Annotated in this window: 10 protein-coding genes and 1 riboswitch; of the genes, 5 read left to right on the top strand and 5 right to left on the bottom strand. The window is 72.2% G+C overall.

The features are described 5' to 3' along the window. Window positions 1–7: 7 nt before the first annotated feature. Genes ACUZ2Y_RS07030 through ACUZ2Y_RS07020 form a run of 3 tightly spaced genes read right to left on the bottom strand, consistent with a single transcriptional unit; the run spans window position 8 to window position 3,950 of the window. A complete protein-coding gene (locus tag ACUZ2Y_RS07030) occupies window positions 8–1,363 on the bottom strand; it encodes a cobyrinate a,c-diamide synthase (RefSeq protein ID WP_476328105.1) in 1,356 nt (451 codons plus the stop codon). Continuing rightward, complete coding sequence (cobO, locus tag ACUZ2Y_RS07025; protein WP_476328103.1) at window positions 1,357–1,971, bottom strand: cob(I)yrinic acid a,c-diamide adenosyltransferase; 615 nt, start codon at window positions 1,969–1,971, stop codon at window positions 1,357–1,359. The genes ACUZ2Y_RS07030 and cobO overlap by 7 nt, the downstream gene beginning before the upstream one ends. 14 nt (window positions 1,972–1,985) lie before the next feature. Beyond that, a complete protein-coding gene (locus ACUZ2Y_RS07020; protein WP_476328101.1) occupies window positions 1,986–3,950 on the bottom strand; it encodes a putative cobaltochelatase in 1,965 nt (654 codons plus the stop codon). Window positions 3,951–4,078: 128 nt separating this feature from the next. Further along, window positions 4,079–4,204, bottom strand: a riboswitch (cobalamin riboswitch). 100 nt (window positions 4,205–4,304) lie between these two features. Here ACUZ2Y_RS07020 and cbiE point away from each other — a divergent pair. Then, the gene (cbiE, locus tag ACUZ2Y_RS07015) at window positions 4,305–5,501 is read left to right on the top strand and encodes a precorrin-6y C5,15-methyltransferase (decarboxylating) subunit CbiE (RefSeq protein WP_476328099.1); all 1,197 of its coding nucleotides are present in this window, start codon (window positions 4,305–4,307) and stop codon (window positions 5,499–5,501) included. Beyond that, entirely contained in the window at window positions 5,498–6,241 is a 744-nt protein-coding gene (gene cobM, locus ACUZ2Y_RS07010; protein ID WP_476328097.1) for a precorrin-4 C(11)-methyltransferase, read from the top strand. Before cbiE ends, cobM begins: the two co-directional genes overlap by 4 nt. On the opposite strand, the gene ACUZ2Y_RS07005 is transcribed toward cobM, so the two are convergent. After that, entirely contained in the window at window positions 6,235–7,326 is a 1,092-nt protein-coding gene (locus ACUZ2Y_RS07005) for a cobalt-precorrin-5B (C(1))-methyltransferase (RefSeq protein ID WP_476328095.1), read from the bottom strand. The genes cobM and ACUZ2Y_RS07005 overlap by 7 nt on opposite strands. Window positions 7,327–7,376: 50 nt before the next feature. Here ACUZ2Y_RS07005 and ACUZ2Y_RS07000 point away from each other — a divergent pair, with 50 nt between their 5' ends. Beyond that, window positions 7,377–8,120, top strand: a complete 744-nt coding sequence (locus tag ACUZ2Y_RS07000; RefSeq protein WP_476328093.1) for a cobalt-precorrin-6A reductase — start codon at window positions 7,377–7,379, stop codon at window positions 8,118–8,120. Between the two features lie 51 nt (window positions 8,121–8,171). On the opposite strand, the gene ACUZ2Y_RS06995 is transcribed toward ACUZ2Y_RS07000, so the two are convergent. Continuing rightward, window positions 8,172–8,906, bottom strand: coding sequence for a TetR/AcrR family transcriptional regulator (locus ACUZ2Y_RS06995; protein WP_476328091.1), 735 nt, complete (start codon window positions 8,904–8,906; stop codon window positions 8,172–8,174). 80 nt (window positions 8,907–8,986) lie between these two features. On the opposite strand from ACUZ2Y_RS06995, the gene ACUZ2Y_RS06990 reads away from it, so the two are divergent. Both ACUZ2Y_RS06990 and ACUZ2Y_RS06985 read left to right on the top strand, forming a co-directional pair. Then, the gene (locus tag ACUZ2Y_RS06990) at window positions 8,987–9,361 is read left to right on the top strand and encodes a VOC family protein (RefSeq protein ID WP_476328089.1); all 375 of its coding nucleotides are present in this window, start codon (window positions 8,987–8,989) and stop codon (window positions 9,359–9,361) included. Window positions 9,362–9,400: 39 nt separating this feature from the next. Continuing rightward, the gene (locus ACUZ2Y_RS06985; protein ID WP_476328087.1) at window positions 9,401–12,178 is read left to right on the top strand and encodes a DEAD/DEAH box helicase; all 2,778 of its coding nucleotides are present in this window, start codon (window positions 9,401–9,403) and stop codon (window positions 12,176–12,178) included. Window positions 12,179–12,232 lie beyond the last annotated feature (54 nt).

Here is a 12,232-nt window from a genome sequence, read left to right as displayed (position 1 = left end):
ACTCGCGTCAGGTGGCGGTGGCGAAGGTGGTGATGGCGGTGGGGTCGCCGGCGGGGTGGGTGTGTAGGTAGGAGGCGTGGATGTTGGCTTGGATGAAGCCTTCGCGGCGGGTCGTGCCGTCGTGGTCGCGCCAAGCCCAGGCCGGGGTGGTGCCGTGGACTGGGGTGGTGATCGTGCGGTGGAACTCGTGGCCGGTCACGCGCCTGCCCTCGGGGCGTAGTGGCGACGGTGCCATCGAGACGGCGTCGCGGTAGCCGAGGGTCAGGCGCGCGGTCATGGCGGCCGTCGCGTGCAGGACACCACACATGGGTTTGCCGTCCAGTTCGGACACCAGGTAGAGCAGTCCGCCGCACTCGGCGTGGATCGGGGCGCCCGACTCGGCCAGCGCGCGCACGTCCTCGCGGAGCTTCTCATTGGCTGACAACGCCTCGGCGTGCTGTTCGGGGAAGCCACCGGGCAGCACCAAGCCCTTCGTGCCCGCGGGCAGGCTCTCGTCCCGGAGCGGGTCGACCACCGCGATCTCCGCGCCGGTCGCCCGGAGCAGCTCCACGTGTTCGGCGTAGCCGAAGGTGAAGGCCGGGCCACCGGCGACCGCGATCACCGGGCGACCCGGTACGACCTCGACTTCCTCGACCGGATCCCAGACGGGGCCGGGGAAGTGGGACGCCGACCGGGCGAGCCGCACGACGGCGTCGAGGTCCACCGAGGTGTCGATCAGGTCGGCCATCGCCTCGACCGCGCGCATCGCCGCGGCACCGTGTTCGACCGCGGGGATCAGACCGAGGTGCCGTGACGGGACATCCACTTCGATCGCGCGCCGCACCGAACCCAGCACCGGCAGCCCGACATCGGCGCAGGCCTCACGCAGCACCTGGTCGTGCCGGTCGGAGCCGACCTGGTTGAGCACGACCCCGGCCATCCGCACACCCGCGCGGTAGGACCGGAAACCGTGCAGCAGCGCGGCCAGGCTCGTGCTTTGGCCGCGGGTGTCGACCACCAGCACCACCGGCGCGTCGATCAGCTCGGCGACGTGCGCGGTCGAGCCGAACCCGCCCGCCGCGACCTGGTGGCCGATGCGCCCGTCGAACAGGCCCATCACGCCCTCGACCACCGCGATGTCCGCGCCCAGCGCGCCATGGCGGAACATCGGCCCGACGCGGTGTTCGCCGACGAGCACGGGATCGAGGTTGCGACCCGGTCTGCCGCCCGCCAGCGTGTGGTAGCCGGGGTCGATGTAGTCGGGGCCGACCTTGAACGGGGCCACGGTGTGCCCACGCCTGCGCAGCGCGGCCATGAGTCCGGTGGCGATCGTGGTCTTGCCGCAGCCCGAACCGGGCGCGGCGATGACCAGCCTGGCTACCACTCGATGCCCTTCTGGCCCTTCTGTCCCGCGTCCATCGGGTGCTTGACCTTGGTCATGTGCGTCACCAGGTCAGCGGCGTCCATAAGGGACTGCGGCGCGTCGCGGCCGGTGATCACCACGTGCTGGTGGCCCGGTCGGTTCGCCAACGTCTCGACGACGTCGTCGACGTCGATCCAGCCCCACTTGAGCGGGTAGGTGAACTCGTCGAGCACGTAAAGCCCGTGGGTCTCCTCAGCGAGCCGGCGCTTGATCTCCGCCCAGCCCTCACGGGCGGCCTCGGCGTGGTCGTCGTCGTTGCCCTGTTTGCGCGACCACGACCAGCCCGAACCCATCTTGTGCCACTCGACCGGCCCGCCCTCGCCGGTCTCCTCGTGCACCTTGCCCAGCGCCAAAAACGCGGACTCCTCGCCGACGCGCCACTTCGCCGATTTCACGAACTGGAACACCCCGATCGACCAGCCCTGGTTCCACCCGCGCAGCGCGAGGCCGAACGCGGCGGTCGACTTGCCCTTCATCTCGCCGGTGTGGACCACGACCAGCGGCCGGTTGCGGCGCTGCCGGGTGGTCCGGCCGTCGTCGGGGACGACTTCGGGTTTGCCTTGTGGCATCGGTTTCTCTCCCTTTACGCGGCGCGGGCGGCGCGAACCACGCCCGCCACCGAGTCCGCCGACAGTTCTTCCAGACGAAGGCCGGTGCCGCCTAGCGCGGCGGTCAGCTTGCCCGCCAGGCCGAGCCGGACCGGGCCGCTCTCACAGTCGACGACGACGCTCGCCGTGCCTTCGGCGGCGATCATCGCCGCGGCCCGCATCGCGTCGCCGACAGCGTCGCGCGAGACGGCCACGGTGGCCCGGCCGTCGGTCACCACGACCAGGAGCGCGCGCCTGCGCGGGTCGCGAAGGCGTTCCACGGCAAGGGTTTTGCGGGCGCGGAGCAGTCCGTCGGCCAGCGGGGTGCGACCGCCGGTGCGCAGGTCGCGCAGCCGGGCCACGGCCGCTTCGACCGACGACGTCGGCGGCAGCGCCAGCTCAGCGGACGACCCGCGGAAGGTGACCAGTCCGACCTTGTCGCGGCGCTGGTAGGCGTCGCGCAGCAGGGAGACGACGGCACCGGTCACCGCGGACATCCGCTTGCGGGCGGCCATCGAGCCGGACGCGTCGACCAGGAACAGGACCAGGTTGCTCTCCCGGCCTTCCCGCACGGCTTTGCGCACGTCGCCGGACCGCACGATCAGTCCGGCGCCAGTGCGGCCACGGTCGCGCTGGTAGGGCGCGGCGGCGGTCAGGGTGCCGACGAGGTGGATGCCGGAGCCCTGTGAGGTCGACGCCCTCAAGGCCCGTCCGGAGCCTGCCCGCGATCGGGATCGGCGGCCGGGTGCGCCTTCGCCGACACCGGCGATCTCCAGCTGCCGGGCCCGGAACGCCGGGTCCGGTGTCGCCGGGGCCTGACCGCCGGAGGGCGTTGGCGGCGCTTCAGCGTTCTGCGGACCTTGCGACGGCCCACTCGGTCCTTCACCTGGCTCAGGCACGCCACCGCCAGGACCGTCGGGTCCGGGATCAGGGTCCGGTTCGCGATCGGCTTCCTCGGCGGCATCTTTGAGCGCTTGGTCGAGTTGGTCCTGCTCGATGCCGGGTTCGTCGAACGGGTCGCGCCTGCGCCGGTGCGGCAGTGCCAACCGGGCGGCGACCTCCACATCGGACTCGTCGACCCGCTCCGCGCCCCGCCATGCGGCGTGGGCCACGGCGGTGCGGGCGAGCACCAGGTCGGCGCGCATGCCGTCGACGTCGAACGCGGCGCAGACGGCGGCGATGCGACGCAGCTCGGAGTCGGGCAGCGACACCTCGGGCAGCGCCTTGCGGGCCGCGACGATCCTGGTCGCCAGCTCGGCGTCCGCGTCGGACCAGCGCTCGGCGAACCCGGCCGGGTCGGCTTCGAACGCGAGCCTGCGGCGGATGACCTCGGTGCGCGTCGGCACGTCCCGCGAGGCACGCACCTCGACGGTGAGCCCGAACCGGTCGAGCAGCTGCGGACGCAGCTCGCCTTCCTCCGGATTCATGGTGCCGACCAGCAGGAACGACGCCGCGTGCGAGACCGACACGCCTTCGCGCTCGACGTGCGCGCGGCCCATGGCGGCGGCGTCGAGCAGCAGGTCGACCAGGTGGTCGTGGAGCAGGTTGACCTCGTCGACGTAGAGGACACCGCGGTGCGCGGCGGCGAGCAGACCCGGCTGGTAGGCGCGGACGCCCTCGGTCAGGGCGCGCTCCAGGTCGAGCGATCCGATCAGCCGGTCCTCGGTCGCGCCGACCGGCAACTCGACCAGCCGCGCCTGCCGGGTGTCATCGTCTGTGTCGGTGTGCGGGCCGTCCGGGCAGTGCGGGTCGGGCCGCTCGGGGTCGCAGCTGAACCGGCAGCCCGCGACGACCGACGCCTCCGGCAGCAGGGCGGCCAGCGCGCGCACGATGGTCGACTTCGCCGTGCCCTTCTCGCCCCGGACCAGCACGCCGCCGATCCCGGGGTGCACCGAGTTGAGCAGCAGGGCGAGGCGGAGATCGTCGTGGCCGACGACGGCGGAGAACGGGTAGCCGCTCATCGGCACACAGGGGAGGACGGCACAGGGGAGGACAGCACAGCAGAGACAGACGGCACAACAGGGATGACTGGCAGCACGCCATGATCCTCACTCCGGGTCCGCGCCCGGGTCGGTCTTGGCAGGGTTGGAGTGTCCTGGCTCCCGGATCGCCGCGCCGCTCCGGCCTTCCCAGGGCGGGTGCCCCGGTGGCGCGCGGGGGAGTGGCGCTCCCCGGTGACAGTGGCGGGACCGCACCGGATTCGCACCGGTTTCCTCGCTCACCCTGCTTGGTCGGTCACATCGTCGCAGATGGGGATGCGGTGGCCAAGCCACGTGGCGTGGATCTCGACTACCCGTCGGTTAACGTCTTGGCTTGTGGTGACAGTGGTGGGCATCGGTGCGGACGGCTGGGCGGGATTGACCGACCCGGCCCGCGACGCGTTGGCCAGGGCCGACGTGGTCGTCGGCGGCGCGCGTCAGCTGGGGCTGCTGCCTGACGAGGTCAAGGCGGAGCAGGTCGAGTGGCCGTCGCCGCTGCTGCCCGCGATCCCCGGCTTCCTCGACTCCCACCGCGGCCGGGACGTGTGCGTGCTGGCCAGTGGCGACCCGGTGTTCTACGGCATCGGGACCACGTTGAGCCGGTTCACCGACGTCCGCGTCCTGCCGCACCCGTCCTCGGCGTCGCTGGCGTGCGCGCGGCTGGGCTGGGCGCTGGAGGACGCGGAGATCGTCAGCGCGGTGGCCCGACCGGTCGCCCGGCTGCACTCGGTGATCCACCCCGGCGTCCGGGTGCTGGTTCTCAGCGAGAACGCCTCGACCCCGGCCGCCGTCGCCTCCCTGCTGACCGCGCGCGGCTTCGGCGAGAGCGTCATGACCGTGCTGAGCGACGTGGGCGGGCCGGGGGAGCGAGTCGACACCGGCATCGCCGACGGCTGGTCGGCCGAGGTCGGCGCGCTGAACATCGTCGCCGTCGAGTGCGTGGCCAGTGCCGACGCCCGGCGGCTGCCGCGAAGCCCGGGCCTGCCCGACGACGTCTATGAGCACGACGGCCAGATCACCAAACGGGAGATCCGCGCGGTCACCATCGCCGCGCTGGGCCCGGAGCCCGGGCAGTTGCTGTGGGACATCGGCGGCGGGTCCGGCAGCATCGGCATCGAGTGGATGCGCAGCCACCCGTCGTGCCGGGCCATCGCGGTCGAGCCGCGCGACGACCGGGCCGAACGCATCAACCGCAACGCCGCCCGGCTCGGCGTCCCGGGGCTGCGGGTAGTGGTGGGGTCCGCGCCGGACGCGCTGGCCGACCTGCCCGAGCCGGACGCGGTGTTCGTCGGCGGCGGGGTGACGGTCGAGGGCGTGATCGCGGCGGGCTGGGCGGCGTTGAAGCCGGGTGGACGGCTGGTGGTCAACGCCGTGACGCTGGAGTCCGAGGCGCACGTCACCCGGTGGCGGGCCGACCTCGGCGGCGAGCTGATCCGGCTGGCGATCAGCCGGGCCGCGCCGTTGGGCGGGTTCACCGCCTGGCGGCCGATGTTGCCGGTCACGCAGTGGACCGTGCGGAAGGAGGACACATGACTGTGCACTTCATCGGGGCAGGCCCGGGTGCGGCGGACCTGATCACCGTGCGCGGGCAGCGGATCATCGCCGAGTCGCCGGTCTGTCTGTACGCGGGCGCGCTGGTGCCCGACGAACTGCTCGACCTGTGTCCGCCGGGCGCGCGCAAGGTCGACACGGCGAACCTGACCCTCGACGAGATCATCGCCGAGATCACCGCCGCACACGCGGAGGGCCACGACATAGCCCGGCTGCACTCCGGCGACCCGTCGGTGTTCAGCGCGATGGCCGAACAGGTTCGCAGGCTTGACGCGGCCGCGATCCCGTACGACATCACCCCGGGCGTACCCGCCTTCGCCGCGGCGGCAGCGTCCCTGCGCACGGAGCTGACCGTCCCGGGCGTCGGCCAGACGGTCGTGCTGACCCGCACGTCGGCCCGCGCCACCCCGATGCCCGAGGGCGAGGACCTCGACACCCTCGGCCGCAGCCGGGCGACGATGGTGCTGCACCTTGCCGTGCAACGCATCGATGAGGTCGTGGCGGAACTCGTGCCGAACTACGGTCCACTGTGTCCGGTCGCGGTGGTGGCCTATGCGTCGCGTGCGGATGAGGTGATCTTGCGCGGCACGCTGTCGGATATCGCGGGTCGCGTCCGGGAATCGGGGATCAAGCGCACGGCGGTGATCATCGTCGGCCGGGTGTTGGCGGCGGAGGGTTTCTGCGACAGCCACCTGTACTCGGCCGCGCGCGAGCGTCAGTGAGCGCGGCCCACGATCGTGCCTGCCCGGTCGATCGCGACCACGTCGACCGCCACCTCGGCACCTCGCAGGACTTCCACGGCAGTGCGCTTGGCGCCCTCGGCGACGGCGTCGCCCAGCGGGATTCCCTTGGCCTGAGCCAGAGTGAGAGCTTCGAGCGCGGTGTTGGCACCGAGGATGCGTTCGGCCAGTTCGCTGTCCCCGCCCGCCTCCACCGCTGTGCGGGCGAGCGCGGCGAGGTTGACCTGGGAGCGGGCGGAGTGCAGGTCGAGGTGGCCGTCCGCGAGCTTCGACAGCTTCGCGAAACCGCCCGCGATCGTCAGCTTGGGCACGGGATGGCGGCGCAGGTACTTGAGCACCGCGCCGGCGAAGTCGCCCATGTCGAGCAGGGCGTCCTCGGGCAGGCCGTAGAGCTCCATGACCGTGCGCTCCGACGTCGAACCGGTGCACCCAGCCACATGCCGGTACCCGGCCGCGCGGGCGACGTCGATGCCGCGGCGGATGCTGTCGATCCACGCCGAGCAGGAGTACGGGACGACGACGCCGGTGGTGCCCAGAATCGACAGGCCGCCAAGGATTCCCAGCCGCGGGTTCCACGTCTTGCGGGCAAGTTCCTCCCCACGGTCGACCGAGATCTCGACCACGACATCACCGGTCCCGCCGTGCAGCGCCGCGACCACAGCGACGTGGTCGCGCATGAGCGTGCGCGGCACCGGGTTGATCGCGGGCTCGCCGACAGCCAGCGGCAGCCCGGCCTTCGTGACCGTGCCGACGCCCGGTCCCGCGACGAACGTCACTCCGCTACCTGGCGGCCCGTGCCGCACGGTGGAGCGGATCAGCGCACCGTGGGTGACGTCCGGGTCATCGCCCGCGTCCTTGACCACGCCCGCCATGGCGCTGCCCGGGTCGAGGTCCTCCACGGCCAGGGCGAAGGCAGGTGTCTGCCCTTTGGGGAGGGTGATGGTGACCGGGTCGGGGAACTCGCCGGTGAGCAGCGCGGTGTAGGCGGCCGTCGTCGCCGCTGTGGCGCACGCGCCCGTCGTCCAGCCGTAGCGCAGCCCTTCCGGCGTGCGCCGTTCCTCGGTCATGCCACCAGGGTGCCTGGTCGGCTCGGCCCGATGTCACCGGGGGTGGCGCGGTGAAGGTATTGATCCTGGGCGGCACGGGAGAGGCCCGATCCCTGGCCGCCGCGCTGGTGGAGCGCACGGACACGCAGGTCGTGTCGTCGTTGGCCGGCCGGGTCCGCGACCCGAAGCTGCCGGTCGGCGACGTGCGGGTCGGCGGTTTCGGTGGACCCGACGGTCTCGCGGACTGGCTGGCGGCCGAGCGCATCGACGCCGTGGTCGATGCCACGCACCCCTTCGCCCAGCGCATCAGCGCCTCCGCCGCGGAGGCCGCCACTCGCTGCGGTGTTCCCCTGCTCATGCTGCGCCGTCCCGGCTGGTCCGCCCGTCCCGGCGACGACTGGCACTGGGTCGACGATCTCCCCGCCGCCGCGCGCCTGCTCCCGACGGTGGGGGAGCGGGTGTTCCTCACCACCGGCCGCCAAGGCCTCGCCGAGTTCGCCGACTGCCCGGCCTGGTTCCTGGTCCGCTGCGTCGACCAGCCCGACCCGCCGACCCCCGCGCGGATGCACCTGCTCCTCGACCGCGGCCCTTACACCGTCGACGGCGAGCGCACCCTGATGACCGAACACCGCGTCGACGTCCTCGTCACCAAGGACAGCGGCGGCGCCCTGACCGTCGCCAAGCTCGACGCCGCCCGCGACCTCGGCCTCCCCGTCGTGATCGTCCGCCGCCCCCCGACCCCGGACGTCGAGCAGGTGGCCACCGTCGCCGAAGCCACCACCTGGCTCACGCGAGTCCCCCGTTCCCGACAGTGAGTTCCCCGTTCCCGACACTGAGTTCCCCGTTCCCGACAGTGAGTCCGCGATTCAGGGTTTGGACTGGATCAGCAATTCGATGCCGTCGAGCGTGCGGGCCAGCCCGAACTCGAATCCATCGGTGTCGAACGCGCCCGCCGCGGCGACCTTCGTCATCGCCGGGAACTTCGCCGCGGTGACGTAGGCGTTGAGCACCGGCTCCCGCTCGGCCCACCACTCCACCTCGGTCAGCCCGCTGCGCGCCGACGCCTTCTGCGCGTCGATCGAGACGAACGCCAGCCCGCGCACATAGCTGTCCAGCAGCAGGTACACGCCGAGCATGTCGTTGGGCCCGAGCCCCGCCGACTCGGCCACCGCGAGCAGCGCGTCCATCCGGGCCGTCTCGTTGGGACCGGGCAACTCGTGCGCGAGTGGCGCCATCAGCAGCCAGGGATGACGGTGGTAAGCCGCCCACAGTTCCCGCGCGTACCCCTCCAGCGCCGGCCGCCACCCCGCCGCCGGGTCCGGCACGGGCAACTCGCCCGACACCTGGTCCCGCATCGCGGCGACGAGGTCGGCCTTTCCGGGGACATAGGTGTAGAGCGACATTGTTCCGACGCCGAGCTTCTCCGCGACCCGGCGCATCGACAGGTCGGCCAGCCCGTCGCGGTCGGCCAGCTCGATGCCGGCGGCGACCACCGCGTCCACGGTGAGGTCGGGCCTGCGCCCCCGGCCGGTGTCCCCGGGCGAGCGCCAGAGCAGCGCCATCGTCCTCGCGGGTTCTCTGCGCTCTATTTTTTCCGCCACGCGCGTAACGCCTTCCGTATGCTGTACGATACGGTGTACGAAATCAGATCGTACGCTGTACCGCCAGTCTAGGAGAGCGTATGCGAATCAACCGTTTCACCGTGGCCGTCACCGTCGACGACGTGGTCGCGGGGGCGGAGTTCTACGTCCGGCACTTCGGGTTCCGGACGATCGTGGCCGAGGACTTCATCGCGAAGCTCCTGCACGAGGACCCGGCCTACGAGCTGTGCCTGATCAAGACCGGCACCTTCGGCGAGGGCCCGCACGCCGCGGGCATCGTCCTGGCGCTGGAGGTCGAGGACATCGAGGCCGAGGTCGCCCGACTCGAGGCCGAGGGCGTGTCGATCACGGCTGCGATCCAGGACGAGGAGTGGGGCGAGCGCCTGTGCCAGGTCACCGACCCCAACGGGCTCACGGTGCAGCTCGTGCAGTGGGTGGGCGAACGCCCGGCGTAAGTGCGCGACCAACCACCGACGAAGGGACAATCACGACTTATGGGGATGATCGCGGCCGACGCCGCAACCCGCCTCGCCCGGTGCGCGGCGGTGTTCGAGCCGGGCGAGCCCGCGCGGACCGGGTACGTGGCCTTCCACGGCGACCTGCCCGACGGGGTCGGCGCGTCCGGTGAGCTGGACATCGCCGAGCCGTACGGCGGGACGGTGACGGTTCCCGTCGTGCGGCTTTCCGTCGCGGACGCCGTGCCGGTGCTCACCCGCGCCCGGCGTGGATCCGACGCCCACCCGGCGGCCGCGTTCTGGGGCGCGGCCGTCCTGGTGGGTCTGCAACTGGTGGCGCGCGGGCGGATCATGCCCGGCGTCACCGAGAACGGCTTCGACGCCTGGCGGGCGGGCCCGCTCGACCCCGCCGACGCCGAGCGCCTCCGCGAGCTGGCCGCCGCCATGCCCGCGGCGGCCCGAGCGGTTCCCGTTCCTGGGCGCACACCACTGGAGCTGCCTGACGCGCACTCACTGGTGCGCGGGTTCGTCGACGCGGTGGCCGACGGCATGCCGCGCACCGCGGCGGCGCCGCTGGTGGCGGGCGGTCCGCTGTTCGCCGCCCGGACGCCGACCAAGGCGCCCAAGCTGCGGGCGTGGTCCGACGAGCTGTCGGCGGGTCTCGACGCGGGCGTCCGGGTGTCGCTGCGGCTGGAAGTGCCCGGCGAGGACTACACCTCGGGCGCGTTCCACGCCGTCGTGCAGGCCCACTCGCTCGCCGACCCGGCCGTGGTGGTCGACGTGGCGAAGCTGTGGGCGGACGGCGGGCTGGGCCCCTCGGCTCGCATCGAGGTCACCCTCGCCCTGCGTCGCGCCGCCCGGGTGTGGCCGCCGCTGGAACCGCTGCTGTCGCGGGGCGTGCCCGACCGGCTGACCCTCGACGACGCCGACGTCACCGACCTGTTCCTCCAGGCGCCGCGCCTGGCCGCGGCCGGGATCGACGTGCACTGGCCCAAGGAGCTGCTGACGTCGATCTCCGCGAAGGCGGTCATCGGTCAGACCGACCAGCCGCCGTCGAACATGCGCTCGTTGCTCGGTGGCGACGGCGTGCTGTCGTTCGACTGGCAGCTCGCACTCGGCGACCAGCCGCTGACCAAGGTCGAACTCGACCGGCTCGCCGAGGCGCACCGGCCGGTGGTGCGGCTGCGCGACCAGTGGGTCCTGGTCGACCCGGAGATCGCCCGCAAGGCGCGTGATCGCGAGTTGAAGCCGGTCAGCGCGGTGGAGGCGCTCGGTGTCGCGCTCGCGGGCACGACCGAGATCGACGGCGAGCGGGTCGAGGTCGTCAGCGGCAAGTGGCTCGACGACCTGCGGGCGCGCATCGCCGATCCCGACAGCGGCGCCGACACCGTGCCCCAGCCCGCCGCGCTCACCGCGACACTGCGCGATTACCAGCTGCGCGGCCTGCGGTGGCTGGCCCGGATGACGTCGCTCGGCCTCGGCGGCTGTCTTGCCGACGACATGGGCCTGGGCAAGACGATCACGCTGATCGCGCTGCATCTTCATCGGCAGTCCAAGGGCGACACAGCAGACACCGGTCCGACGCTGGTGGTGTGCCCGGCATCGCTGCTGGGCAACTGGGAGCGGGAGATCACCAGGTTCGCGCCGGGCACCCCGGTCCGCCGCTACCACGGCAATGCCCGCACCCTGGCCGACGACGGCTTCGTCCTGACCACGTACGGCACCATGCGAATGGACGCCGAACAACTGGGCGCGCACCGCTGGGGCTTGCTGGTCGCCGACGAAGCGCAGCACGTGAAGAACCCGTCCTCCAGCACGGCAAAGGCGCTGCGCACGATCCCCGCCGATGCGCGGGTCGCGTTGACCGGCACGCCGGTGGAGAACAATCTGTCCGAGCTGTGGGCGGTCCTCGACTGGACCACGCCCGGCCTGCTCGGCACCCTCGGCGCGTTCCGCACCCGCTGGGCCAAGCCCATCGAGGCCGACCGCGACGAGGAACTCGCGCGGCGGCTGTCCCGTCTCGTGCGGCCGTTCCTGTTGCGGCGGCGCAAGTCCGACCCGGGCATCGCGCCCGAGTTGCCGCCCAAGACCGAGACCGACCAGCCGGTCTCGCTCAGCCACGAACAAGCCGCGCTCTACACGGCCGTGGTGCGCGAGACGATGGAGAGCATTCGCCAAGCCGACGGCATGGCCCGGCGCGGGCTGGTGATGAAGCTGATCACCGGGCTCAAGCAGGTCTGCAACCATCCGGCGCAGTACCTCAAGGAACCGTCGGCCAAGCTGGCGGGCCGGTCCGGCAAGCTCGAACTGCTCGACGAACTGCTCGACACCATCCTCGCCGAGGACGGCTCGGTCCTGGTCTTCACCCAGTACGTGACCATGGCCCGGCTGATCGAGCGACACCTGCGTGAACGCGGCATCGGCGCGGCGCTGCTGCACGGCGGCACCCCGATTCCTCGGCGCGAACAACTGGTCGCCGAGTTCACCGAAGGCAAGTTCCCGGTGTTCCTGCTGTCGCTGAAGGCGGCGGGCACGGGGCTCAACCTGACCCGCGCCGACCACGTCGTGCACTACGACCGCTGGTGGAACCCGGCGGTCGAGGACCAGGCGACGGACCGGGCGTACCGGATCGGCCAGACCCGGCCGGTCCAGGTGCACCGGCTCATCGCCGAGGGAACACTGGAGGACCGCATCGCCGAAATGCTCGGCACCAAGCGAGACCTGGCCGACTCTATCCTCGCCGCGGGCGAGTCCGCGCTGACCGAGCTGTCCGATGTGGACCTGGCGGCGCTGGTGGAACTGCGGGGTGGCCAGTGATAGCCCGCGGATTTCCCGCCTTCCCGCCCGCCAAGCGGCGTCCAGGCCACTTCG

This window comes from Actinokineospora sp. UV203 (assembly GCF_056323665.1).
This window is presented reverse-complemented; position numbering and strand designations above follow the sequence as displayed.